At 56.8% G+C, this 26,468-nt stretch carries 19 protein-coding genes and 1 pseudogene; 11 read left to right on the forward strand and 9 right to left on the reverse strand.

All coding sequences use genetic code 11. The annotated features are described in order from the left end of the window. Window positions 1-42: 42 nt before the first annotated feature. Entirely contained in the window at window positions 43-3,816 is a 3,774-nt protein-coding gene (tssM, locus tag BMZ36_RS03540; RefSeq protein ID WP_091191489.1) for a type VI secretion system membrane subunit TssM, read from the reverse strand. Window positions 3,817-3,947: 131 nt separating this feature from the next. Further along, window positions 3,948-4,790, reverse strand: a complete 843-nt coding sequence (locus tag BMZ36_RS14695; RefSeq protein ID WP_245747763.1) for a M15 family metallopeptidase — start codon at window positions 4,788-4,790, stop codon at window positions 3,948-3,950. An 8-nt stretch (window positions 4,791-4,798) separates the two neighbouring features. On the opposite strand from BMZ36_RS14695, the gene tssJ reads away from it, so the two are divergent. The 5 genes and pseudogenes from tssJ to BMZ36_RS03570 form a co-directional block, all read left to right on the forward strand. Further along, entirely contained in the window at window positions 4,799-5,458 is a 660-nt protein-coding gene (gene tssJ, locus BMZ36_RS03550) for a type VI secretion system lipoprotein TssJ (protein WP_091191492.1), read from the forward strand. 62 nt (window positions 5,459-5,520) lie between these two features. Further along, window positions 5,521-6,870 carry a type VI secretion system baseplate subunit TssK gene (gene tssK, locus BMZ36_RS03555; protein ID WP_091191494.1) on the forward strand — a complete coding sequence of 450 codons (1,350 nt, stop codon included), beginning with the start codon at window positions 5,521-5,523 and terminating at the stop codon, window positions 6,868-6,870. Between the two features lie 27 nt (window positions 6,871-6,897). After that, window positions 6,898-7,593: a type IVB secretion system protein IcmH/DotU gene (gene icmH, locus BMZ36_RS03560; protein ID WP_091191496.1), complete on the forward strand. Its 696-nt coding sequence runs from the start codon at window positions 6,898-6,900 to the stop codon at window positions 7,591-7,593. Window position 7,594: 1 nt separating this feature from the next. Then, window positions 7,595-8,077, forward strand: coding sequence for a type VI secretion system baseplate subunit TssE (tssE, locus tag BMZ36_RS03565; RefSeq protein ID WP_091191498.1), 483 nt, complete (start codon window positions 7,595-7,597; stop codon window positions 8,075-8,077). A 15-nt stretch (window positions 8,078-8,092) separates the two neighbouring features. Then, window positions 8,093-8,509 (forward strand): annotated as a pseudogene (locus BMZ36_RS03570) (contractile injection system protein, VgrG/Pvc8 family); the annotation flags it as partial. Window positions 8,510-8,635: 126 nt separating this feature from the next. On the opposite strand, the gene BMZ36_RS03575 reads toward BMZ36_RS03570, so the two are convergent. Further along, window positions 8,636-9,289 (reverse strand): carbonic anhydrase, encoded by a 654-nt coding sequence (locus tag BMZ36_RS03575; protein WP_091191500.1) that lies wholly within the window; start codon window positions 9,287-9,289, stop codon window positions 8,636-8,638. Between the two features lie 180 nt (window positions 9,290-9,469). Next, the gene (locus BMZ36_RS03580) at window positions 9,470-11,113 is read right to left on the reverse strand and encodes a putative manganese-dependent inorganic diphosphatase (RefSeq protein ID WP_177187766.1); all 1,644 of its coding nucleotides are present in this window, start codon (window positions 11,111-11,113) and stop codon (window positions 9,470-9,472) included. 319 nt (window positions 11,114-11,432) lie between these two features. On the opposite strand from BMZ36_RS03580, the gene ppa reads away from it, so the two are divergent. The 4 genes from ppa to BMZ36_RS03600 all read left to right on the forward strand — a co-directional run bounded on the left by ppa (window position 11,433) and on the right by BMZ36_RS03600 (window position 16,482). Beyond that, window positions 11,433-11,975 (forward strand): inorganic diphosphatase, encoded by a 543-nt coding sequence (gene ppa, locus BMZ36_RS03585; protein WP_091191504.1) that lies wholly within the window; start codon window positions 11,433-11,435, stop codon window positions 11,973-11,975. Between the two features lie 289 nt (window positions 11,976-12,264). Beyond that, complete coding sequence (locus BMZ36_RS03590) at window positions 12,265-14,760, forward strand: sodium-translocating pyrophosphatase (RefSeq protein WP_281242185.1); 2,496 nt, start codon at window positions 12,265-12,267, stop codon at window positions 14,758-14,760. Between the two features lie 152 nt (window positions 14,761-14,912). Beyond that, on the forward strand, window positions 14,913-15,779 hold the full coding sequence (locus BMZ36_RS03595; RefSeq protein ID WP_091191508.1) for a PIG-L deacetylase family protein: 867 nt from the start codon (window positions 14,913-14,915) through the stop codon (window positions 15,777-15,779). 154 nt (window positions 15,780-15,933) lie between these two features. After that, the gene (locus BMZ36_RS03600) at window positions 15,934-16,482 is read left to right on the forward strand and encodes a cytochrome b (protein WP_091191511.1); all 549 of its coding nucleotides are present in this window, start codon (window positions 15,934-15,936) and stop codon (window positions 16,480-16,482) included. A gap of 205 nt (window positions 16,483-16,687) precedes the next feature. Here BMZ36_RS03600 and BMZ36_RS03605 read toward each other — a convergent pair whose 3' ends face one another. From BMZ36_RS03605 to BMZ36_RS03615, 3 genes are all read right to left on the reverse strand, one after another. Next, window positions 16,688-17,731: a dipeptidase gene (locus BMZ36_RS03605; protein WP_091191514.1), complete on the reverse strand. Its 1,044-nt coding sequence runs from the start codon at window positions 17,729-17,731 to the stop codon at window positions 16,688-16,690. A gap of 30 nt (window positions 17,732-17,761) precedes the next feature. After that, window positions 17,762-19,153 (reverse strand): exonuclease domain-containing protein, encoded by a 1,392-nt coding sequence (locus BMZ36_RS03610; RefSeq protein ID WP_091191517.1) that lies wholly within the window; start codon window positions 19,151-19,153, stop codon window positions 17,762-17,764. A 274-nt stretch (window positions 19,154-19,427) separates the two neighbouring features. After that, window positions 19,428-20,366 (reverse strand): class I SAM-dependent methyltransferase, encoded by a 939-nt coding sequence (locus tag BMZ36_RS03615; protein WP_091191520.1) that lies wholly within the window; start codon window positions 20,364-20,366, stop codon window positions 19,428-19,430. Window positions 20,367-20,474: 108 nt separating this feature from the next. On the opposite strand from BMZ36_RS03615, the gene BMZ36_RS03620 reads away from it, so the two are divergent. Beyond that, complete coding sequence (locus BMZ36_RS03620) at window positions 20,475-23,915, forward strand: EAL domain-containing protein (protein ID WP_143085962.1); 3,441 nt, start codon at window positions 20,475-20,477, stop codon at window positions 23,913-23,915. Here the strand turns inward: BMZ36_RS03620 and coaD are convergent. After that, window positions 23,900-24,403, reverse strand: a complete 504-nt coding sequence (gene coaD, locus BMZ36_RS03625; protein ID WP_091191524.1) for a pantetheine-phosphate adenylyltransferase — start codon at window positions 24,401-24,403, stop codon at window positions 23,900-23,902. The genes BMZ36_RS03620 and coaD overlap by 16 nt on opposite strands. 456 nt (window positions 24,404-24,859) lie before the next feature. Here coaD and BMZ36_RS03630 point away from each other — a divergent pair, with 456 nt between their 5' ends. After that, window positions 24,860-25,216, forward strand: coding sequence for a DUF4870 domain-containing protein (locus BMZ36_RS03630; RefSeq protein ID WP_091191527.1), 357 nt, complete (start codon window positions 24,860-24,862; stop codon window positions 25,214-25,216). A gap of 60 nt (window positions 25,217-25,276) precedes the next feature. On the opposite strand, the gene dnaJ is transcribed toward BMZ36_RS03630, so the two are convergent. Next, window positions 25,277-26,407, reverse strand: a complete 1,131-nt coding sequence (dnaJ, locus tag BMZ36_RS03635) for a molecular chaperone DnaJ (protein ID WP_091191529.1) — start codon at window positions 26,405-26,407, stop codon at window positions 25,277-25,279. Window positions 26,408-26,468 lie beyond the last annotated feature (61 nt).

Genomic DNA, 26,468 nt, shown 5'->3' on the forward strand with positions numbered 1-26,468 from the left:
ATTTGATCCGGAAAGAATTTATAAACATTTCAATTAATTTCTTTATAAAGTAACCCGTTCAGGCAAAGACAGTCTTCGCAAGCCGGAAATCTGTAGCGGATTTACTCCTCCAACCAGGCGGAAATTAAGGCTGATAATTTCAGGATCTCTGGAGTTTGTTTTTGGCGTTTTCCAGGAAAGCTGAACCGTTTGACTGTCCAGATTCCTGGCTTGAGCCTGGGAAAGCAAACGCACAAGGCCCATCCTTCCCTGCTGATTACTGACCGTGATGGATTCCCCGTTGAATGCAACCACTTGCAGACGGGCCCCCTGTTGTTTACCTGTGCCCGGCCAAGTAAATGTTTGCCATGGTTGTGGTCCGTTGCGATAACGCATGTCCTGCCCGTCAATTTCAAGCAAAATCTCAGACAGGCCGGGTGTCGGGACGGGTTGCAGTTCAAGTCTTGCATTGTCCGATTCAGATAGTTGAACGCTGGATATGGAAGAGAGTCGTTCAATACTGGAGAGGAACGCAGGGTTAAAATGCAAACCGAGATTTGCCCATGTGCGGGGGGTAAATTTATCCCCCTTCTTTACGATCAACCCATTAAGGTATTTGCTGACAAATTTATCGATTGTTCCATCGTTCGGCTTGATGAATTTGTTGATATCAGACATAGGGGCTTCCATGCCGGTATCGCTAAATGGATATTTACCGGATAGAGTCTTCCATTGTCCGTATACCTCGCGCTGCCATGCCTGATTAATTTCGTTTTCCAATGGTCCGAGCATGGCTGAGTAGGCCTGTATCAATGGCCTTGTCAGTAATGGCCTTACTATCTCGCGCGTTTCTTGGTTGGAGTTGGATAGCAATGTCCCGTCAACATAGTTAAGTGTCTCGGATAATTCTGAGTTGCTGCCATTCAAAGTTGCTTGCACGGTTGCACGCAACTGTTCCCCGGTGGCATCACTTGAGGCGAGCTTGGCTAATTTAAGCTTGAGTTTTTCCAGATGTGCAAAGTATCCGTCAATCGGCGCACCGTTCCCCTTGCCGTGAACCAGGTTGGTAATTCCAGAAAATTGTGCCCCCACGATTCCATATTCCGGGCCAGATTCATTTTTCAATGAATCAGTACCCTTTAGAAACTCAGTTGTCCTTTCAAGCATGGACTGCTTGGCATGTTCAATTTTTCTGGACACTTCGGACGGGTTGTCCCATGCCGTTTCGTACGCCGCCCGGATTAGCAATTGTTTGGTTGGAGAGTTGTTTTGATCGGCAAGTTTACTTATGGCATTGACACTGGAGTTAAGATCAGTAAAGTCACGAATTGCTACACCCTGGAGAAATTTTTTCCACTCATTTGCATATTCTGCCTTGTACAGGGCGAGCAGCTGTGCCCGGCTTTTGTCTATATCTCCGGCACGACCGAGGCCACCAGAGATGCTGCTGGCCAATACCCAGTCTTCCCCCTTTATTTCGCCTTTGCATGCATCCTCGATTGCGCCTCGGATATAGCTGTCCAATGCTTCCCGGGTGAATGCACCTGCAACCATCTGGCTACCTGCAACAATATCCATATTTTGATTATTCAGGATGCGGGCCACTGTCAATGGTGCGAATTTGGCATTGGCGCGCGCCTTGATCTCGCCATAAGCACGTTCTTCGGCAGATAATTGGGTTATCGAACCTCGCAATATTTCTCGTGCTCCAGACACAATTTGTGTGTTGTTTTCTATAAGTGGGAGATCCGGTGCTTTAATCTGGTTTACGTAAAAAGCCACCAAGCGCTCGGCCAGCGCCATGATCTCTTCCTGGCGGTATTCTCCGCGGTTTGACTCAAGCCAATTACGCCAATGGCGAGGAAGTTGGTCGGCAAGATGCGCCTCGTCCATCTTGTTTTGCTCATGCAGCATCAAGTAGGTTTTGAGCGCGTTATATCCCTGATCGAGCTTTATGGCTTGATTTGCATCGGGAGCTTGAATTGTGTTTGTCTGGCGAGAAGCCGTTGCGCGCTGCGGGATATGCCAAACACTCACATCGATGGTAGGCAATCTTTTACCCGGCACGGAACGCTGCATCCTGGGCTTCTGCTGCGGAATTACGGGTGCTGTTTTTTTGTCATGGTCGTTTGCTTTGACTGCACTGGGCGATTTCGCCGCAGGTATGAGGCGTTGTTTTGCCAATTGCATAAGTGTTGACTCCAGACTTTGTTTTACTGGCGTCAGCATGATTTCCCGGATGCCAGCAAAGTATTCTTTGCGTAAATTGGCCTCCAGTTTGCCTCCTTGATAAAGACCGAGCCCGATTTGCCATGGATGGCCATTGTTTTTAAATGCTTGCAGCTGTTCAATTCGTTGCTGCAACTTGTCCAGTGCTTTTAGCCGCTTATAAATTTGTGCGCTCTTGGATTGCAGTTGCGCTTGGTGATATTCATGGCTAACTTGTGCAATCAGCTTCTGGTTGCCGATATATGACCATGTCCATATTCCTGCGATGGTCGCCAATAGCGAGAGACCGGACAGCATTCCTGCCAGACGCAACCGCCCCGCGGCAGGTTTGGTTTGTCTGCATACCAAATGCTGGTCATGGAAAATCACCTCGCGGAATAAATCGCGCAGGAAGTAGCCGTATGAAGCAACACCCAGCGGCACCTTCAATCCGGTACGGTCAAGGTTGAACTGACTGGAAATCCGGCTTGCCGCTGCAATGCGAGGTACGCCCTCTTGCAGGGCGCTTGTGAAGTAAAAGCCGCGGAGCAATGGTTTCGCGTGGTAAGGGTCTTCTTCATGCAGCAGGCGCACAAATTTGACCACTGCATCTCGCAGCCCATGAAACTCGATCGGAAATGCAAAATAGGCCGGCCTGGATTCAGCTCCTCGGTATTGGGCAAGTTTTTCTTCGCCTATCTGCACCAATCCGCGATATAAGCAGTCAAATTGCTGCCCTGTTGCAATCGTTGCATCAAAGCCCTGGCCTTGTTCCGAAGGGAATGTGGCACCCCAAACCTTGTTTCGCAGCGCATCGTTATTGTCATCTTCAAAAAATTGGCAAAAGCCTCCGAGAAGATCGAGCTTGGTGAGAATCAAATAAATGGGGACTTGCAAGCCGAAGTTGTCTTCTATCTCATGAATCCGTTCACGGATTTGGCGAGCGTAGAGTGTGAAACTTTCGCTGTTATGCTGCGCCAGTTCTGGCAGGCTGATGGCGACCAAAATGCCGTTGACCGGCGCCTTGCTGCGATAACGCTTCAGCAGTTTGAGAAACGATACCCACTCGCTACGGTCTTCACTTTGCGTGGCGTAGCGACCTGCGGTATCGAGCAGTACGCCCTCCGTTGAAAAAAACCAGTCGCAGTTGCGTGTTCCTCCTACACCTTGTATTCCGCCTTCTCCACTGAACGGAAAGGTGAGGCCGGATTGCAAAATTGCGGAGCTTTTGCCCGCCGCAGGATGACCGATGATCATGTACCAGGGCAGTTCGTAGAGCGCTGCATTACCACGAGCTTTACCAAGCCTGGATGTTTTCAATGTATCAATCGCACCAAGCAGACGTTGGCGAAGCAGGGTTACTTCTGCCCTCTTGTCGGCACTTGCGTTCATTACGGCGTCATCGGCTTGGGTTTGCAGCATCTTTTTGATGAGCCCCCCGGCCTTGTTGGCGAGCAGTTGTCCTACAAGCAAGGACGCAACCCACAAAAGCATGACCGCAAAAATCCAGGCGAAGCGGGATTCAATCGATTTGAGTCCAGCCCATGGCCCAAGAAGCCAAATCAGCGCAACAAGAATCAGAAAGCCAGCCGCCGAGATCAGCTTGGCATTGCATAACCAACGCTTCATAAAAGAACAAACTCCTTGTTGATCTGTGAGAGCCTGTTCATGGTTCTGCAGCTTCGCGCTACAAACTTTGAACAGGTTCTATGGGCGTTCCGTTTTTGCCTGCCGTGGCGAATGTCTTGCTTATGCAATTGTCAATTTCTGTCTGGGAAGGACCTTGTGCGGCCAGTGCGCTCAATGTGTCCGTAGTCCCTGAAGCTCCAGCGACCGCCCCATGTCAAGCCGAGCGCTTCTGCTTCCTCACCCAACGCCCGGTAAGCTTCCATGGCCCAGGTATCTCGTTCCGAAATCACGACTTTCCCATCTCGCACGGGGGCAAGATCAACCGCCAATCCAAATTGGTGTTGGCTATGCCCCCCTTTTGCCTTGGTGACACCCCCGTTTTCGTACAGGGCATCTTGTCGCTCCGGGCTGCGATACCCTTCCAGCAGGGCCATCGGATAGCCGCGCTGCCTGAGCTTTTCAATCACTGTCAAAACCACCTGCACAAAATCCTGGTTCAGCTTTCCCCAGTCGCGATCCGCATTTGCCAAGCTTGGGCGTTCGGCAAATACCCCCACAAAACTTTCTGGCGGCAATGGCAAAGGGGGAACCAATTTTTCTTCCGTCAGAGCCAGTTGGATGTGGGTGTGTCGCGTATCGCTCGCGGGCATCAGTGACGGGATGGAATGCAGATCGCCAATTTGCAAAACAAAAGCCATCGTTGCACACGCGAGTACCAAGCCCGCGGCATGCCAAACGTACCCATGAAAATCCGCCCGGCAGCATCTTACTACACAATTCAATGCAACTGACAATAGCTTTCTCAATATTAGAATTTGCTTGTGTAAAAAATTACGATATCCGGCGAATGACTCGTGGGTCGTTTGTGCGTCTCGAACGACCGTCCTGCGGCAAAAAAAATACCAGCCTATCCATGCAAGTAAAAAAAGCAGGAAGGCAAGCATGCAAAAAACTGGAAAATTGCCAATAATCATGATGTTGAATGTTTCATCAGGCCGGCGGCGCAAGGATGGGGCGCGAGGCGCGGCGTGAATGTAAATTTACTTGTGCATTGATATTTCTTAAGCGAAGCATAATAATACTTGCCCATATCTTTCGTGTGAAAATTATCATGCCAAGCAAGGTAGTCCGCAAGATCAAATACTTTCTGCTGGTCATCGCCGGTGCGTGCACGCTATGTGCGTGCAGCGGCCCGAAGCCCATGGCCATTCACGGGAGTGCTGATCATCTGCTTAACGTCGATGCAAACGGAAAACCGCTCTCCGTGGTGCTCCGGGTATACCAGTTGAGTAGCCGAAACGCCTTCGGCAGGTTGACCTTCGAAGCGATCAATAGCGGGAAGACTGATATGGAGCTGTTCGGCAACGAACTGATTTCACGGGAAGAAATCGTGTTGTTGCCTGGGCAGGCATTGAAGCTGGAGCAGACGGTCGCCAAGGAAACTAGCCATGTGGGCGTGGTGGGCTTCTTCCGCAGTCCAGATCCGCATTTCTGGCGGGTATTGGTCGATGCCGACGACGTGCGCAAAAAAACGCTCAGCTTTCAGGTTCATAACTGCGCCATTCGGCTGATTTCTCCAAAAGCGCCGCCTCTTCCTGGCCAGCCCGCTACCTTCAAGGCCGAATGCGCCCCCCAACGGTAGCGTGACAGGCAGACCCCAGATCCAATTTTTGTGTAGACCGAGCCATTGTTACGGAAAATTTCATGTCCAAAGCAAAACGTATTTTGTGGGGCGAGGGGATGTTTCTTCGTCCGCAGCATTTTCAGCAACAAGCCATGTTTGCGGATGAGCAGCGAGCGGAGTTGACCCGATTGCTGCGGCGTAACGCATGGGGAATGGCACGTTGCCGGCTTGACGAGGAGGCATTGCGTGGCGGCCAGGTACGGATTGATGAACTTGAGGTACTGTTTCGCGATGGCACGCCTTATCAGGCCCCGGGCAATGAGCCGCTGCCGCTATCCAGAAACCTTAACGAACTGCCGCAGACAGGTGTTGCCACAACGCTCTATGCCTGCCTGCCATATTTGCAACCGTACGGGAACAATACCTGGTCTGATAGTGGAGCGCCGCCTCGGCCCACTCGTTATCGCAACCAGCAGGTGGAAGTCGTCGATTATTTTACCCAGGCACTGGAAAGTGAACTGACCACTCTGGTGCTTGATGTCCGGTTAATGATTGAAGAGGAAAATCGCGACGGATACGACGCCATCGCCATTGCAAAGCTGGTCAAGGATGCCAATGGGCAATGGGTTTCCGCAGCCGATTTCTTGCCGCCCATGACCTCAATCCATGCAACGGCGGAGCTTCCGCGTTTACTGAGGCGATTGCTGGATATCCTGCTGGTCAAAAGCCAGAATTTGGCCGGAGGGCATCGGGAGCGAGCCAAGAACGTATTGGAATTTGGAACCATCGATATTGCATCGTTCTGGCTGTTGCATGCGGTCAATCGTAATTTTGCAGCGCTTTCCCACCTGTCGCGCTGCGAGCCGCTGCCCCCGGAAGAGCTCTACTGTGCATTGGCCACATTCTGCGGCGAACTTCAAACCTTCTCCAATCTGTACACATTGGCAGATATTCCTCCGTACAGGCACGAAGCCTTGCAGGAAGTTTTCCCCGTGATCGATGCGCAAGTACGTGAATTGCTTGAAACGGTCATCTCTGCACGCTACATGATCATTCCGTTGGCATCACCCAAGCCATCGTTCTACGTCGGGCGCTTGGAAAGCGATCGGCTGCTGGAAAATGTCGATTACTACCTGTCGGTACAAAGCGATTTGCCCACGGCGCAAATTCTGGAGAACGTGCCGATGAAACTGAAGATCGGCGCGCCGGACGATGTTGAAAAAATCCTCAACTCGGCGTTGCGCGGCGTCAGTCTCGTTCACGCCCCCCAAACACCTTCGGCCATACCTGTTCGGGTAGGAAATCATTATTTCTCTCTTGAGCCCAAGGGGGACATTTACCAACGCATGCTGCAGTCGCACAGCATTTGCATTTACGTGCCGCAACTGCTGACCGATCTCAAGCTCGAATTGATTGCCGTGTTTCGTTAACGGTCAGACCTTTTACAGAGTTGCATCATGAACCAGGCCACTACTCAAGCGCATCCTCTCAACATCGAAACGCCAGCGGCGCCAAGCCTGCGCGAATTATTGGAAGACGGAATTTATCTCCTGTTCCTGCTCCGCGATGGCAACAGCCCGCCGAGTTCCGCTGAATTCAACCGCAGCATCGACCAGTTTTTAAGCCGGTTTGAGCGCCATGCCCAAGAATTTGGCAAGGAAAAGGCGATGGTCGAGCACGCCAAATATGCATTTTGCGCATTATTGGACGAAATCGTCCTCTCGTCGGACTTTCCGTTGCGCGAAGACTGGGAGCGCATGCCCTTGCAGTTGCGGCTTTTCGGCGAGCACCTGGCCGGGGAGGGCTTTTTTGACCGGCTGGAAGCCTTGCGAATTGATCCCCCCAAAAACATCGATGCTCTCGAGATTTATTACTGCGCCCTGCTGCTCGGATTTCAGGGCAAATACTTGCTTGAAGGCCAAGAGAAGCTGGGTTATCTGACTGCCAGGCTAGGGCAGGAAATTCAGCACGTACGAGGAGGCAAAGCGGAATTCGCACCCAACTGGAAGGTTCCGCATCGTGCCCAAGCCTACGTGCAGTACGAATTGTCCCTGTGGCTCTACTTCGCGCTCCTGGCACTCGCCGGAGCAGGCATATATGCCACTTTCCGCTGGCTTCTTGCCAGTCAGGTCAATCAAGCGTTCGGGCTATAGCATGCACAAAGTCCGCCGCCAGACCCTTGCCCTGCCGTCCATACTGGACAGATTGCTTGATGATGCGCCAGATCAAACTCAAGCCGCAGGTTTGTTGCTGTTTGAACTTCCTCAGTTCAAACAAGGCTTGGCGCGCGATCTTGAAATGTTGCTCAACACCCGGGTCATGGCATTGAGCGAGCTTTTCGAATCCTATCCGTTGGCCAGGCAATCCATATTGCAATTCGGCATCCCGGATCTTTCCGGGATCAGCCTCTTGAATCCGGACGATAGAAATCTGTTACGCGAACAGTTACGCCAAGCCATCGAACGGTACGAACCACGCTTGTCGCATGTGAGGGTAACGCTTGATACGCCGCGAGAGCTTGAGCGCCATCTGCGTTTTCGGGTCGATGCGGTACTGAAGGTGCATCCCCACCGGCCTCCGGTCACGTTCGACGCCACCTTGCAACTGTCTTCCAAGGTATACCGCGTACAAGGGTAATTCTCTCGATCATGAATGACCTTTCTCCCCTTTCCGGATTTTGCCTCTCTCTTCCAGCAAAGCGCCCGCCTGCTGACGTTCCGTCTGGAGGGGCTGTCCGGCGAGGACTTGCTGCTGCACACGCTACAGGGCGAAGAAGGCGTGTCGAAGCTGTACCGGTATGGATTGGTCTGCCTGTCCCCCGAAGCCGGGCTGGAGCTCAAAGCCCTGCTGTGTCGGCCCGCCCGCTTGGGCATTTTGAGTGCTGACGGGACTGAGCGGGCAATCTGTGGGTTGGTGACGGCAGCGGAGTATCTGGGTTCGGACGGCGGGTTCGCCCGCTATGGCCTGACCATTGAACCCGCGCTGGCCTTACAGGCTTTGCGGCGCACCAGCCGGGTGTTTCAGGATTTGAGCGTGCCGGACATCGTCCAGCAGATTCTGGAGGGGCATCCGGCGCATGCGGACGATCTGGCCGATGCGCGGGAATTCATCGTGCTCAGTCAGATGCTGAATCCGTCTGGGGTTTGGGGTAACTCATATCTCAACCGATTTATGCAACAAAGCCCTGTCGATCTGCTAGCCCCTCCTCTCCGGCGCCATCACCAGAGGGCGAAAGGCGTTGCTTTCCTGGTCGAAATCGTAGAGTTCGCCCTTCTGGATATCGAAATACCAGCCGATCAGCGCCAACTTCCCGCTTTCCACCCGCTCAGAGATAAAAGGGAACGTCATCAGGTTGTCCATCGACACGATGATGGAGGCCACCTCACAGGCGCGCAACTGCTCGGCCATCGGTCGATCCGACATATCTTGCTGCACCTGACGCCGGGCGGATTCGGCAATCTGCATCCATCGCCCGACAAAATCCGCTTCAGACTGGGGGGTGTGACCGCTCATCAATGCTTGAATCCCGCCACAACCGGAGTGACCCAGCACGATGATCTGCCGGACCTTCAGATCGCACACCGCGAATTCAATTGCCGCCGAGACGCCGTGCGTGGAAAAGTCGTTTTCGAACGGCGGCACCAAGTTGGCCACGTTGCGCACGACAAACAGGTCGCCGGGATCGCAATCGGTCAGCAAAGCCGGATCGACCCGCGAATCCGAGCAGCCGATCAGCAGCGTCTTGGGGTTTTGCTTGCGCTTGAGTTGATCAAACAATTCGCTGTGTTCGCCGAAATACTTGTGTTGAAAGCGGCGAAACCCGCTGATAAATCTTTGAATATCATCCATATCAATCCATGTGCACCTGCGGTCGCGTCGAGGCCATTCTACCCAAGTTTGTCCACCGCTCGGGTTGTTAATTTGCATAAACAGTTTGGTGAACCCCCTGCTGCCATATCGCAGCCCTCATAAAAAGAATGGCGTGCACCCGGCACGCCATTCTCGACACTGACAAGTCACTTGACCCGATCAGTTCTTGCCCATCACGTCCAGGATACGGAGCACTTCCGGCAACAACTGCTTTTTGCGCGACAGCACGCCAGGCAGATCGAACATGCCGCTTTCGAGCTTCTTGTAGGCTAGTTCGCTCTCGGCTTCCGGCCAGTCGGTACAAAGCAGGACACTGTGCTCGCGCACGATATCGGTTACCAGCAGCATGGCCCAGGTCAGGTTGCGTTCCTTACGGAAATCGTTGAGGGTTGCCATCAGGCTGGCCTTGACGTCCTCGACATCGGCCAAGGTACCCACTTCAACTTGACCAACACCAGCCGAGAATCCGTGCTCGGTGTATTCCTTGAAATCCGCGCCGACAATCTTGACCGGATCGGCAGTCTTGAGGCTCGCCACGCAGGACAGCATGCGGGTGCCGTATTCCTGCAGGTCAACACCGGCCAGTCTGGCCAGTTCAGTGGCGTAGTTGCGGTCTTCCGGCGTCGTTGTCGGGGAACGCAGCAGCATCGTGTCCGACAGCAGGCCGGAGAGCATCAACAGCGCCGTCTCGCGGTCGGGTTCGATGCCGGCCATGCGGTAGTGCGCAAATACGATGGAGCAGGTCGAACCGATCGGTTTGGAATAGATATAGATCGGCGTGCTGGTCTTTTCTGCACCCAGGCGGTGGTGGTCGATGATTTCGCAGATTTCGGCCTCTTCCGCGCCCAGAATGGCCTGCCCGATTTCGTTGTGATCGACCAGAATGAGCTTGCGCTTGGGCTTCTCGATGAAGCTGGCACGCGTTACCACGCCGGCAAAGCGGCCCTTGCGCAGAACCGGCAACCCCCGGAATTCCGAGTTGAACAGGGTTTTCTTGGCTTCGTCGAACAGCGTGTCATGCGTCAGGCACAGCGGTTCGGTATCCATGATCTGCTTGACCGGAACGGACAACTGAAGCTGGCGGACGGTTTCGGCGGTATCGCTCTCGGAGAGATAAACCGAGCCCTCGTAGCGGCTAAAGTCGACCTTCGGTTCTTCTTCCAGATCGAAGCCGGTAAGGATGATGGCCGGGACCTGGCAATCAATCGCGTAGTTGATCAAGTCCGGGCGGTGCCCCACGACCATGATCGGCTTGGCCGGCTCAATCGAATGGATGTATTTCACGGAATTTTCATAATTCATGGCTCCGATCAGGATCGGGGCGCTGAACTCTTCCAGCTTGCCGCGCTTCAGGAAGCGACCGGGCAACACTTTTTCGATGTTGTCGAGGCGGAAGGTGTTGCACGGACGCGACTTGAGGCTGCCATCCACGAAATAGCGGGTGATTTCGTGCATGCTGATCACGCCGCTAAGCGTATCCTGCCCCTCGAACACCGGCACGATCGAGATGGTGTGTTCGTCCAGATCTTCGAAGGCCAGCATGATCGGGTCGTTACCATCCAGACGCAGGCAATCGGCGTCGGCAATATCGAGCACGCGCGGCTGAACATCCTTCAGGTAGACCGGCGGCTCAACGCCGGCATTGGAAAACACGAACTTGGTCTGCTCGCCCAGAGGACCGCAAACCGCGGCCACATAACGGCCTTCCGGGTTGACGGTATTCTTGAAGCGCGCGTAGCTCCATGCCGCGCAAGCCGAGTCGGTATCTGGATTCTTGTGACCAATAACAATAATTTCTGACATATTTACTCCGGGTACAGCCCCTTTGGGTTCGCGCGGATGGTAGGGAACAGTCGTAAGCTCGTCAATGCAAAACTGACATCCTGCAGGCCGTTCGTCCATTTGGCTGTACCACCTTGATCTCCCGCATCAGCTTCGTTCATCCCGCTGCAAACAAACTGCCTTTCTTGAAACAGGCAATATTCCCTCCATCCTCGAGTTCCCCCGATGCGATCGGCGGGATACAATTTGATCCAGGACAAACTTTTAAAGTTTTATCAATCGAATCAATAGGTAATGCCTATTTTTGCGGCCACCAAGTCAAACACAAGAAAGAAACAACATGGACATCAGCAAAATTCCCGCGGGTGAGAACCTGCCTTACGACTTCAACGTCGTAATCGAAATCCCCGCCAACTCGGCTCCGATCAAGTTCGAGCACGACAAGGCATCGGGCGCGATTTTCGTGGACCGGCTGCTGGGCACCAGCATGTCGTATCCGCTGAATTACGGCTACATTCCCCATACCATCGCCGGCGACGGCGATCCGGTCGACGTCCTGGTCGCCACGCCTTTCCCCTTGCTGCCCGGCGTCGTGGTTCGCGCGCGCCCCATCGGCCTGTTACGCATGGAAGACGAATCAGGCCAGGATGCCAAGGTGCTGGCCGTGCCGGTCCCGAAGCTGACCACGCTATACGACGACGTACAAACCTTTGAAGACCTGCCGCTGCTGCTCACCAACCAGATCGTGCACTTTTTCGAGCACTACAAGGATCTGGAACACGGCAAATGGGTCAAGGTGCTCGGCTGGGAGGGCATCGATGCCGCCGGCGAGGAAATCATGGCCGGTGTGGCAAGTTTTGCCGCAGAACACCCCGAGCAGTAGTCAATCTCCAAGGGCTACATCCGAAGAGAACCGGAGCAGCCCCTCCTCTCGCTTTGCCGATCCTTATATCTTCTAGCCTGTCAGCTACACACTTTCCGCAGGATTTCGCGTAACATTCACTGAACGCTGAAAGCGCCGAGACACGACTACATCGCCGCTTGATGCCGATCAAACCAAAAAATCATGCGCCCGAGAAAAATGCTCGTCGTGCAGATCATGCAGCAAGGATTTACCCAGTAATACCATTCAAAAAAACTTTCAGAGAGGGCCCCTTATGTCGTTCACACGCATGGCATTGTCGCAAGGGAAACACCGGCCAGTTTCAAGCCGGCTCCTGTCGTTGTTCGCTGTCACCCTGGGTATGACCGCCCTCCCCGCTTTCGCCGGCGGCGGAGAAGCCAGCCTCGTTCTACCCAATCTCGCCGATCCCAAGCTCGCCACCTTCCTCGGCGGCATGACCGGTTCGAGCCTGTTGTCGTGGGGTCTCCTGATCTGTATCGCCGGCTTGCTCTTCGGCGCCGTGTTCTTCGGCCAGGTCAAAAAGCTGCCGGCTCACAAGGCCATGGTCGAGGTCAGCGAGCTGATCTACGAAACCTGCAAGACCTATCTCGCAACCCAGGGCAAGTTCCTCCTGATTCTGTGGGTATTCATCGCCGCTATCATCGTGGCTTACTTCGGCGGCATCCAGAGCCTGAGCATGAAGGATGTCCTGGTCATCCTGCTGTTCTCGCTGATCGGTATCGCCGGCTCCTTCGGCGTGGCCTGGTTCGGCATTCGCATCAACACCTATGCCAACAGCCGCGTCGCTTTTGCCTCGCTCGCCGGCAAGGGTTTCCCCTGCTACGCTATCCCGCTGAAGTCCGGCATTTCGATTGGCATGCTGCTGATTTCGACCGAACTCCTGATCATGCTGGGCATCCTCCTGTTCGTGCCGTCCGAAATGGCCGGCAAATGCTTCATCGGCTTTGCTATTGGCGAATCACTGGGAGCAGCCGCGCTGCGTATCGCCGGCGGCATCTTTACCAAGATTGCCGACATCGGCTCCGACCTGATGAAGATCGTTTTCAAGATCAAGGAAGACGATGCGCGCAACCCTGGCGTGATTGCCGACTGCGCGGGTGACAACGCGGGCGATTCCGTCGGCCCGACCGCTGACGGCTTTGAAACCTACGGCGTGACCTGTGTGGCCCTGGTAACCTTCATCATGGCTGCAATTCCGGAAACCGCCGTTCAGGTACAACTGCTGGTCTGGATCTTTGCCATCGGCGCGATGATGATTCTGGCCTCCGGCTTTTCCTATCTGGTCAACGAAATGATCGCCAAGGGCAAGTATGGCGATGCGGTGCACTTCAACTTTGAAGCGCCGCTGACCTCGCTGGTCTGGATCACCTCCATCGTTTCAATGGTTGTGACCTTCGTCGTCTCCAAGCTGCTGATCGGCGACATCGCCATTGCCGGCAAGGTCTACCCCAATCTGTGGTGGCAACTCGCGTTGATCATCAACTGCGGCACGCTGGCTGGTGCGCTGATTCCGGAAGCGGTGAAGGCCTTCACTTCGACCAACTCCGGCCATGTGCGTGAAATCGTGACCGCTTCCCGCGAAGGCGGCGCATCGCTGAACGTGCTGGCAGGCCTGACCGCGGGTAACTTCTCGGCCTACTGGCTCGGGCTGGTTATCACGGCATTGATGGCCGGCGCCTACCTGATCTCGCAGAACGACCTTGCCGCCGTTATCAACCCGGATACTGCCAAGGGCGTGGTCATGGCTGCCGTGTTTGCCTTCGGTCTGGTCGCCTTCGGCTTCCTGAGCATGGGCCCGGTTACCATCGCCGTAGACAGCTATGGCCCGGTCACGGACAACGCCCAGTCGGTGTACGAGCTTTCCACCATCGAACAGCTCCCTGGCATCGAAGCCGAGATCAAGCGCGACTTCAACGTCGACGTCAATTTCGATGTTGCCAAGGATTTGCTGGAAGAAAACGACAGCGCCGGCAACACCTTCAAGGCCACGTCCAAACCGGTGTTGATCGGTACCGCTGTGGTCGGTTCGGCCACGATGGTGTTCTCGATCATCATGCTGCTGACCGATGGCCTGTCGGTTAACCTGGGTCTGCTCTCCGTGCTGCATCCGCCGTTCCTCTTGGGCCTGATTGCCGGTGGTGCCACGATCTTCTGGTTCTCCGGCGCAGCCACCCAGGCCGTTTCCACCGGTGCTTACCGGGCCGTGGAATTCATCAAGGGCAACATCAAGCTCGACGGCGAAACCAAGGCTTCGGTCGAAGACTCCAAGCGCGTGGTGGAAATCTGCACCCAGTATGCACAGAAGGGCATGTTCAACATCTTCATGGCCGTATTCTTTGGCACGCTGGCCTGCGCCTTTGTTGAACCGTTCTTCTTTATCGGTTACCTGTTCTCCATCGCCATCGTTGGCCTGTACCAAGCAGTATTCATGGCCAACGCCGGCGGCGCGTGGGACAACGCCAAGAAGATCGTGGAAACCGAGCTGCGCGCCAAGGGCACCCCGCTGCACGATGCCGTCGTGGTCGGCGACACCGTCGGCGATCCGTTCAAGGACACCTCCTCGGTGGCCCTGAACCCGGTCATCAAGTTCACCACCCTGTTCGGCCTTTTGGCCGTGGAAATGGCGGTCGGACTCAAGGCCAGCGGCCAGGGCGGACTGACTTTGGCACTGGCAGCCATATTCCTCGCTATCAACCTGTTTTTTGTCTACCGCAGCTTCTACGGCATGCGCATCAACGTTGAGATACCGAAAGACGCAGCCTGATCCGCGACTTCACTCCGACAACAACGCCGCTTTCCTTTGGGGAAGCGGCGTTTTTCATGGCCAACATCAGGCTCACTTTGCTAAAACTGGCTCCAAAACGAGACAAAATCCCATCTGCGTCATAAGCTGAAGAAAAAAGACGGAGATACACCATGAGCTCGCCCCAACTCGATTTCGTCAAGGCACATGCCGCCTTGCTGAATCAGACATCGCTGCCGGCCATCAAAACCCTGAACGGCCTCACCCCGCCACCCCGCCCGGCTTTGGCTGCCAATGCGCCAGTAGCGATGCTGTTTTCCCCGCACCCGGACGACGAATGCATTACCGGCGCCCTGCCCTTGCGCCTGATGCGCGAGGCCGGGTATCGCGTCGTCAACCTGCCGGTCACGCTCGGCTCAAACCCGCGCCGCATCGAGGAGCGGGAGCACGAACTGCAACGTGCCTGCACTTGGCTCGGCTTCGACATACAGGAAATCGAACCGGAGGGCCTGAGCCACATCAACGCCCATGCTCGCGACAAGGAACCCGAAGCTTGGGCGGAAAAGGTCGAGGACGTCGCTGGTATCATCGCCCGCTTCAAGCCCGCCATCGTGATCTGCCCCAACGACGACGACGGGCACGCCACGCACATCGGCACGCACCATCTCGTCACCGATGCATTGGCGCACGAAAACCACGCCTGCTGGCTGGTACAGACCGAATTCTGGCGCGCAATGACTCACCCCAACCTGCTCGTCGAATCCAGCCTCAAGGACACCGCTGATCTCGTCACCGCATTGTCCTGCCACGTCGGCGAAATCAAGCGCAACCCCTACCATCTGCGCCTGACCTCCTGGATGGCCGACAACGTGCGGCGCGGCGGCGAACTGATCGGCGGCGCAGGCGTGCAGGCCCCCGACTTTGCATTCGGCACGCTCTACCGCATGGACCGCTTCGATGGCGAGCAGATCGTGCAGCACAAGGAACGGCATGTCATCGGCGCCAAAGAAACACTGGAAATTTTGTTTGGCGGCGTTTGAGCCGCCAGCCGGATGAAGAGCTGCGCATTCCCCGCCCATTGCAAAACCATCCGATAATGATAATACTTACCAAACAAGGCTTGTTTACCCTTTGCTTTTACGGGCAAACGGACAAGTTCTTATGCTACCAAGACACGTTCGACAGGAGAGCAGCATGACCGGATGGAAAAGCACTGACCAATCTTATGGCAAACTATCAATATGCATGCACTGGCTGATGCTGCTTTTGCTGGTAGGCGTCTATGCTTGCATTGAACTCCGGGTGCTTTACCCCAAGGGCAGCGACCCGCGCGAAGCCCTGAAAGCCTGGCACTTCATGTTGGGCCTGTCCGTCTTTGCCCTGGTGTGGATTCGCATTGCCACCCGCCTGATGGAGCCGACACCTTCCATCGAACCGGCGCCTTCGGCACTGGAAAACCTGCTGGCCAAGGCCATGCACGGTGTGCTTTATCTCATGATGATCGGCCTGCCCTTGGTGGGGTGGCTATCGCTCAGCGCAGCCGGAAAGCCCGTGCTGTTCTTCGGGCTACCACTCCCCGCGCTGACCGCAGAAAACAAGGCTCTCGCCAAGGCGCTCAAGGAATTCCACGAGGTGGCAGGCAAGGCAGGCTACATTCTGATCGGACTGCATGCGGCCGCAGCCTTGTTTCATCATTACATCAAGCGCGACAACACCCTGATCCGCATGCTGCCCCACAAATAAGCGAGCCACTGAGTAGGGGCAAGATCAACCCGTAAGGCGGATTCGCGAAGCAATCCGCCGCGCGATGGTTCAAGCAACCGATGATGGCGGAATGTCGCTTCGCACCGATTCCGCCGTACGTTGCCCTTCGCGGATTGCATCCGCTCCTACAATCCTTCTCCCGAACGGAAATGGATTCCAGCCTTTGCCGAATTCAACCTGCGAATTACGCCCCTGCGCTCATGGCCTGCTGCAAGATACGCAGATAATTGCCCCCCATCACCGCGCCGATCTCGGCATCCTTCAAACCCAGCCGCGAAAGCTCGGCCGCCACGGCGGGTAAATCCCGGCAGCCGGACAGCGCCGAGCGCGGCAAGCCACCGTGGTCGGTGCCGATGCCGACATGCGACACGCCCAGCGCTTCCACCAGCTTGAAGAGGTATGCAGCAAAGGCTTCCGGCGTGCGCTGGCGCATCGGGAACGCGCCAATCACGCCGCCTTTTGCGGCAATGGTCTTGGCCAAGGGCGCATGAATCGCCCGCGCCGTGCGCCTGGCATGATCGGGGGGCGTATCGCTCACCCAGCCGTGGGAGTAAATCAGGGGTTGGGTGGAAATTTCGAGTGCGTGCAGGATGCCTGCCGAGCTGCAATGCGCCACATCGACCAGCATGCCCAGCCGGTTGCATTCGCGCACCACGTCCTTGCCGAAATCGCTCAGGCCGTTGTAACGCGGGGGAAGATTGCAGATGTCGCCGACTTCCATCAGGCGGTAATGGACCAGTTGCAGGTGGCTCACACCCAGCGTTCGGGCGGCTTTCAGGGGTTCGAGCTTGCCTTCCAGGAAATCCGCGCCTTCGACCGCCAGCACGATTCCCGGCTTGCGGCCATCAAGCACCGACTTGAGATCGTGGCGCGCGCCCACCACGATCAGATCGTCTTTTCTGGCGCGCTTCAGGACATACTCGGCCATCTCGTCGAAATAACCGCGCAGCGATCCCGGCGAGGCATATTCCACGACCTCGGTCCCGGTATGGCCGCGCCGGAACTGCGGGTAGTCCGCAACGATATTGATCGCCGCCAGCAGCAAACCGGCTTCGGTCATTGCTTCCCTCAGCCCGACCACATCCAGCGCCCCGGAACCGCCGCGCGCGCTGATGCCCCAGTGGCTGTGCATGTCTACACGGTTCAATGCCGGCGAGGTTGCCCATGCGGGCAAGGAAGAGGCTGCAGCCAGCGCGGCAGCGCCGGCACAAAAAGCACGTCGGTCCATGCAACACCCCTCTTGAGAGGTCCGATCAAATCATCGCAGCTTGACCACTTTGGTTGCGGCCTTTTTCATCTCGGAACGCAGCAGTTTCATCATTTCCGGATCGAACGGCGGGCGCGTGGCCAGCAGCAATTCTGGCAGCTCGCTGGCATCGTGCAGCGAACCGAGATAATTCCAGTGTTCGAACACGTGCAGCACCGGCGCCCAGTCCGGGCCTTCGGCGATGCCGATCGGGCCGGGGTACGGCCAAGCCGGCATGCGCAGGCGCGACAGGCCGGCCAGCAAGCGGGCCTGATGGCTCGACAGCGATTCGCGCCCGATGCACGCGCCCTTGCATTTGCCGGCGGCGAGCCCCAGGCAGGCAGGCGAATCCGGTCGCGGCGCTTCCAGCCCGAGCACGCGCTTGCACAAACCTTGGGCTTCGACCTGGCGCGTCAGTGCGTTCGTGGCCTCGCGCCGGCTGCGGAACGGGCCGAACAGGTCGCGATCGGCAGGTACGCCTTCCGCAAGCGAAATCAATTCCAGTTGCCCGCTCGCCACATCCCAGCGCCAGCAGCAGGGCTCGCGCATTTCCGGTACGGGCGGGTTGTATTGCGGGGCAAGTTCGCGCAGCAGCTTTTTTTCCAGCAAGGCCGAGCCGAAATCACCCGAAGTTTCGAACCACTCCAGCCGTTGTGTAAACTTGACCAGCGGCAGCTCGCGCCGCTGCTTGCGCTTGCCGGCGAAGTGCGCCAGCACCTCCTTGCGCACGTTGCCCGCGCTACCGACGAACAGCGGTGCGCCGTGTTCGCCATAACAGACGAACACCCCCGGCGTTTCCGGAAGCTCGTCCATCAGCGCCGTATCGAGCCCTTCCGGCCAGGCCGGCAGGCGCGTGAGTTCGGCAACCGCGGCATCGATGGCTTCCGGCCCTTGGGCACGTTCGGCCACCTGCATGAACTGGCGCAACAATTCGGCATCGGTCAGGGCGCGATGGCGCTCGCCTTCGATGACAAGCCCGTGCCGGCTGACCAGCATGTCGAGGTTGTGCTTGTGCTCCAGCGGATAGAGTTTCTTGGACAACTGCACCGTGCACAGCACACGGGCGCGGAAATGGATGCCCAGGCGCTGGAATTCGCTTTTCAGAAACCCGTAATCGAAGCGCGCGTTGTGTGCGATAAACAGCCGCCCCTCCAGCTTGGCGAGCACGGTTTGCGCCAGATCGGCGAACGCGGGGGCATCGGCGACCATCGCATCGTCGATACCGGTCAGGTTCTGGATGAACGGCGGGATCGGCACGCCGGGATTGACAAGGCTCGACCAGCTTTCCACCCGGCCATCCTGCACCAGCACCAGCCCGATTTCGGTGATGCGGTCGCGCAAGGGATTGGCGCCAGTGGTTTCGAGATCGACGAAAGCGAGCGGTTCGTTGGCCAGCGCGCTCATTGGGAAATCCTCACCACAGAGGCACAGAGACCGGGAGAAAACCTGTTGAACGTGATCCCTCGCAGACGGCCTGTGGTTTTTCCTCTGTGTTCTCCGTGTCTCTGTGGTTCAAATGCTTTTTTGAACTTCATGCAGGTATTCTCTCAAACCGCCTCAAAAAATCGGCGAGCGAAGGCAAATCAAGGAGCACGGAACACAGCAACCGGAATGGACATGTAGTCCATGAGGATTGCGAGTACCGCGCGACGCAGGGTTGGCGAGCGCAGCCATTTTTTCAGGCGGTTTCGAACCGGAAACACTGGTGGATCTTTTTGTTCCGAAAATCCTCCGGCACCGACTGCGCCGAGATGTCCTTGCACTGCGGCTGCAGCGATTCATCCATCTTGAAGGTGCGCAAGTTGTTGGAGAAATACAGCACGCCGCCGGGGCTCAGCAGCGCGAGGCACGATTCGATCAGCCAGGCATGGTCGCGCTGCACGTCGAGAATGCCCTGCATTTTTTTCGAGTTGGAAAACGACGGCGGATCGCAGACGATCAGGTCGAATTTCTCGCGCCGCTCCAGCGCCTCGCGCAGATAAACGAACACATCTTCGCGGATGCGCGCGTGCTGGCGGATATCCATGCCGTTGAGGCCGAAGTTGCGCCCGGCCCAGTCGAGATAGGTATTGGACATGTCCACCGTCACCGTCTCGCGCGCGCCGCCGGCTGCGGCATAGACGCTGAAGGCGCCGGTATAGCTGAAGAGGTTGAGGAAGCGTTTGCCGGCCGCCTCGCCGCGCACGCGCTTGCGGGTATTGCGGTGATCGAGGAACAGGCCGGTATCGAGATAGGCATCGAGATTGACGTAAAACCCCAGCCCATCCTCGTGGACGACGAAATCCTCACCTTGCTCGCCGGTCTTCTCGTACTGCTGCTCGCCACGCTGGCGGCGGCGGGTTTTCAGGCTGACTGCGGCCAGCGGGATTTCCAGCACCTCGGAGCAAGCCAGACGGATGCCGTCCAGCCACAGCGCATGGTCTTCATCGCTCTCCACCCAGCCGGTCTCCACCTCCTGCAGGTGCACGCGGCCTTCGTACCAATCGACGATCACGGGGAATTCGGGAACATCCCGGTCATAGAGGCGATAGCAACTGATGTTCTGGCGGCGCGCCCACTTGGCCCAGTGGCGGGCATTCTTGAGCAGACGGTTGCGGAAGCTGGAAAAATCGGACATGGGGCAGCAATCAGTACAAACCAAAGGCGACAGTTTAGCAATTTGAACAAACCCATGCCGTGCATTGTCAAAAAATTGCTTATGCTGAGAAGATAACAGGAGTTGCTTTTGCTCCTGCAGCTTCACTTCGCCAACCTGCATCGTTTCATTCCGGAGCGAACCGTGAACTTCGACGAGAAACTGGCTTCGCCGCTGGCGCAGGCGCTTGCCCGCTCAGCCGACGGCTGGGCGCTGTTCTCGCCCGAACAGAACGAAAGCGGAGAGATTGTCGATTTCACTTGCCGCTTCAGCAATGCAGCCATGCAGCGGCTTTGGGCGTCAGGTCCGGCCGGATGGCTGCTGTCAGAAAAGAGGCTGCCGTCTCTCCCGCCGGAAACCCGGCAGGCCCGTTATGCGGAAGCATTCCAGAACCACTCGCCGCACTCATGGGAATATTCGATGGAAGTCGGAGGGGGCCCAACCCTGTACCGCGAGACCTGCCAGCGCATCGGAACCTATGCCGCCGTACAAATCCAGGACTGTGGCACCGGGCATGTGAGCAACCCGCAACCCCAGGAACAGGCGCGCCATCTGGAATCGGAGCTGGCCCGTCACATTGCCCGCCTGAACGAGGTGGAACGCCGCTCCGACGAGCTACTGGCACACATTCATGCCGGTGTCCTTATTTACAGTCCGGACGGGCAGATCGTCACCTTCAACCTGGCCGCGTGCAGCATCCTCGGACTGACGCCGGGACAACTGACCGGCAAGGAAGCCATCTTGCCCGGATGGCATTTCTGTCGCGAAGACGGCTCGGACATGCCAGTCGATGAGTACCCGATCAACCGAGTGCTCGGGAGCCAGGAAACCTTGCGTGACTATGTACTGGGCATCCAACCCGAACGGCAAGTGGAGCCGGTATGGTGCCTGGTCAATGCCTATCCGGTTTTTGAAAACGGGCAAGTGGATGCCGTCGTCGTCAGCTTCATCGACATCAGCAGCCAGCGCCGGCTGGCCGATGCAGCGGAAAGCAACCGCCTGCGCGCCGAGGCGCTGCTCGACCTGAACGCCCGCGCCCATCAACTTGACGAGGACACACTGCTGGAGGAAGGGCTGGCCCTGGCGCTCCGATTAACCGGCAGCCGCATGGGGCATCTCTATTTCATCGAACCCGATGGCGCACTGCGCCTTGCCGCCTGCCTGACCCATACCCGGAGTCCGTGCATCACGGGCGACATCTTGCCGCTGGATGAGGCCGGGCAGTGGGCGGACTGCATCCGGCAACGCAAACCGGTCATCCACAACGATTTTTCCCCTCCCATGAGCCCCAAGGGGCTACCCCGACGCAGCAGTGCACTGCACCGACACCTTGGCGCGCCCACGCTGGAGAACGGCCAGGTCGTCATGATGATCGGCGTCGCCAACAAGCCGGGAGCCTACGATGATGCCGACATCCAGCTTCTGCAAATGCTGGCGCACGACCTGTGGAAAGCCCTGCTGCAACAACGCACTCTGGCAGTCTGGCAAGCTGACCGCCGCCGGCTGGAACAGGTGATTGCCGCCAGCCATGCAGGGATCTGGGAATTCCATCTGGGCGAAAAAGGAGCCGCCGTTACGCTCCGCCAGTCCGGTCAAACAGAATACGGAGAGGAAGAGCCGCTGGACCGGTTTATCGAACGCATCCATCCGCAGGATCAGCCTGGTGTCCTGCGCGCCATCAGCGCCTGCCTGATCGGCAGCAACAACCACTACCAGCAGGAATTCCGTCTGCACGATGCGGGGCTGGATGCATACCGCTGGATACTGGCGTCCGGAGAAGTCGTCGACCGCGACGAAGCCGGCATGCCGGTCAGCATGGCCGGAACCCATATCGATATCACCGAACAACGCGCTGTCGAAGAGCAACTGCGGCTCGCCGCCACGGTTTTTGACAGCAACAGCGAAGGCATCATGATCACCGACCCGGAACTGCGCATTCTCAGTGTCAACCGGGTCTTCAGCGAAGTGACCGGCTATTCGCCCGAGGAAGCGCTGGGGCGCAAACCCAGCCTGCTCGCTTCCGGCCAGCACGGGGCGGATTTTTACGTGGCCATGTGGCAAGCGATCCGCCGCGATGGCCGCTGGCAGGGCGAGATATGCAACCGGCGCAAGGACGGAACGCTTTATCCGGAATGGCTTTCCATCAGCACCGTGAACGACGAAGAGGGCAAGGTCACCCATTATGTCGGCATTTTCTCCGACATCACGGAAAGGAAGCGACAGCAGGCCCATATCGAATTCCTGGCCTTCCACGATCCCTTGACCGGCCTGCCCAACCGTCAGTTGCTGTCCGACCGTTTCATGGTGGCGCATGCGCTTGCCGACCGGCAAAACCAGAAAATGGCGCTGCTGTTCCTCGATCTCGACCGCTTCAAGCTCGTCAACGATACGCTGGGACATCAGATCGGCGACCTGATACTCACCGAGACTGCTGGCAGGCTGACCGAAATCGTGCGCGAAAGCGACACGGTTTGCCGTTTGGGGGGTGACGAATTCGTGATTCTTCTCGGCGGTCTGCGCTCTCCGGATGAAGCAACCGATGTAGCCCAAGCCATCATTACGTCGATCGACCATCCATTCGTGACCGCGGATCATGAGATCCGGATTGCCATCAGCGTAGGCATCGCGGTGTATCCAGACGATTCCCGCAACTTTACGGAGCTGTTGAAAAAGGCGGATACCGCACTCTACCGCGCCAAACAGGAAGGACGGCACGCCTACCGTTTCTTCACCGACCGGATGAACGCCTACTCCATTGCCCGGCAACTGCAGGAAAACCGTTTGCGCGAAGGCTTGGAACTGGGCGAACTGGAAGTTTATTACCAGCCCCAAGTCTCGCTGCCCGAATGCCGGCTGGTAGGAGTCGAGGCACTGGTGCGCTGGCACCATCCAGCAGACGGCTTGCTTCTGCCGCAAAGTTTCCTGTCCATCGCCGAAGAAAGTGGGCTGATTCTGCCGATTGGCGCATTCGTGCTCAAGGAATCGTGCCTCCAGATGAAGCAATGGCTGGAAATGGGCATTGCGCCTCCCGTCCTGTGCGTCAATCTTTCCCTTCAGCAGATCGCCTACTGCAATCTGGTCCAGCTTGCTCACGATGCCCTGCAGCATGCCGACTTGCCAGCACACCGGCTGGAGCTGGAATTAAGCGAAACAATCCTGCAAGCCTGCGGAGATACCGAACGAAAGACACTGGAAACGCTTCGGGGAATGGGGCTGCGGATTGCCATTGACGACTTTGGCGCCGGCTATTCCAGTCTGGCCAATTTGCTGCAACTCAACGCCGAAAAACTGAAGATAGACAACCGCTTCATCGGCTCGTTGAGCCAGCCCCAGAGTGAGACCATCGTACGCAGCACCATCCTCATGGCCCAAGCGATGGGATTCTCGACAGTTGCTGAAGGTGTGGAAAATCAGGAACAGCTTGAAAAGCTCATCCAGCTTGGTTGCAACGGCATCCAAGGCTGGCTGATTGCGCAAGCGATGCCGGCACAGGAATGCACTCGCTGGCTTGGTAGCTACACGGTGCGCTGACTTTCATGCCAGCGAATCAGGCGCAGGTATGCAGGCTCGGGAACGTAATGGCGAACGACATCCTTCCAGCCATCCGGGCCGACCAAGCCCTTGACCATGGTCGAGCTGACTTCGGCAATTTCGCGCGGCGGCATCAGAAAAACGGTATCGATAGCCGGTGCCAGATCGGCGTTGATATAGCGCATCTTGCGTTCGAATTCATAATCGGCACCCTCGCGAATGCCGCGCAAAATGAAATTCGCACCGACCTCCCTGGCGAAATTGACCAGGAAACAGTTCTTGAAATCTTCCACGCGCACCCGCGGCAAATGAGCGGTCGTTTCCCTCAACATGGCCAGCCGGTCGGCATGGTCAAAGGTGTAACGCTTGTCCGGGTTTTCGCCAATCGCAACGATCATCTCGTCGAAAAGCTCGACCCCCCGCTCGATCATCCACAGGTGGCCATTGGTCACCGGGTCGAAACTGCCTGCATAAACACCGCGCCGCATCTTGTCTGAATCCTTTTGCTTACTACCGCAGCGCAACTATATCACCGGCACGGAGAATGCCATCCGGGAAAAACATGAAAAACGGCCAAAATACGACATGGCGCAACATCGTGCGCCGTTTCCTTGCATACGAAAGAAAAGCCTCCTAGGCTCTGTTGACGTTGGTTACAAATCTGCGCTGGGCCGGAAAAATGCCGGTCACAAGGCATGCGACGCAGACAATAACCGGTTATTTTCAAGGCGCATAACGCGGTGAATGGCGTTTTTCCGTCCCAGCCCTTCGGGTTTGGGGTATTTCGAGCGGCTTTCCGCGTTGCAAACCGCTTGCAATACCCGTATTGCGGCGCGCTTTGCGCCTTGAAAACCATCTCGAACTACCCTAAACGCAGATTTGTAACCAACGTCAACAGAGCCTAAATTGGCTCAGAACCTTGGAAACCTGACAGGAGCCTTGAAATGGACAATCCGCAACCGCCCGTTCCGCAACCGCAAGCTGGCCAGACCGATGCAAAAACCATCGCCATCTTGGTCTGGATCGGCACCATCTTCCTCGGATTCATACCGTCGCTCATCGTATTCCTGCTCAAGAAAGACGACGAATTCCTGCTCGATCACACGCGGGAAGCGCTCAACTGGTCGATCACGGTGCTGGTCGGCTGGTTCGCTTCGATGATCCTTACCTTCATCCTGATCGGCCTGCTGGGCTATCTCGTCCTGATCGTCAGCAACCTGGTTTTCTGCCTCATGGGTGCGATCAAGGCCAGCAACAACCAGACCTTCCGCGCGCCGGTCTGCCTGCGTCTCATCAAGTAATTCGTTCAAAAAACAAAGGGCTGCCCACGGGCAGCCCTTTGTTTCGCCTTTGCAAAGCGCTCAACCTCCGAAGAATTCCGCCACCTTGTCGAACCAGGTCTTGGATTTCGGTGTGTGCTTGGCCGCATCGCCCTTGCTGATCTCCTCGAATTCCTTCAGCAATTCCTTCTGGCGGCTGGTCAGGTTCACGGGCGTTTCAACCACGACATGACACATCAGATCGCCGGTGATCGCGCTGCGCACACCCTTGATCCCCTTGCCGCGCAGGCGGAATACCTGGCCGGTCTGGGTTTCGGCCGGAATGGCGAGCCGCGCCTTGCCGTCGAGCGTCGGAATCTCGATTTCGCCGCCCAAAGCGGCAATCGTGATGCTGATCGGCATTTCGCAATGCAGATCGTTGCCGTCGCGCTGGAACACGGCGTGCTGCCGGATGTGGATCACGACATACAGGTCGCCGGGCGGGCCGCCGTTGACACCGGGTTCGCCTTCGCCGGAAAGACGGATGCGGTCGCCTTCGTCCACGCCGGACGGAATCTTGACCGCAAGCGTCTTGGTGGTCTGCACCCGTCCCGTGCCCTTGCAATTGCGGCAGGGGTCGGGAATGTACTTGCCGCTGCCGTGGCAGGTCGGGCAGGTCTGCTGGATGCTGAAAAAGCCCTGCGATACCCGTACCTGGCCATGCCCGCCGCAAGTGTGGCAGGTCTTGGCTTCGGAGCCGGGCTTGGCGCCGGTGCCGTGGCAGACGTCGCACTCGTCGTGCGAGGGAATGCGCAACTGTTTTTCCACGCCGCGCGCGGCTTCTTCCAGGCTGATTTCCAGGTTGTAGCGCAAGTCCGCACCGCGATACACGTTGCTGCGCCCGCCACCGCCACTGCGGCCGCCACCGAAGATGTCGCCGAAGATGTCGGAGAACGCATCGCCGAAGCCGCCAAAACCGCCCGCACCGCCACCAAAACCGGCTTGCGGATCGACGCCGGCATGCCCGTACTGGTCATAGGCCGCGCGCTTCTGGCCATCGGAGAGAATCTCGTAAGCCTCTTTGGCTTCCTTGAATTTCTCTTCGGCATCCTTGCTGTCCGGGTTGCGGTCCGGGTGGTATTTCATCGCAAGCTTGCGATAGGCCTTCTTGATATCCTCTTCGCTCGCATCCCGGTTTACGCCCAGAATTTCGTAAAAATCTTTTTTAGCCATTGTGCTAAACGCCTTCGCGTAAAAACCAATTCATTTACCACGAAGAACACAAAGAGCACGA

Origin of the sequence: Formivibrio citricus (genome assembly GCF_900115065.1) — a bacterium.
In the GTDB taxonomy this organism is placed as follows: domain Bacteria; phylum Pseudomonadota; class Gammaproteobacteria; order Burkholderiales; family Chitinibacteraceae; genus Formivibrio; species Formivibrio citricus.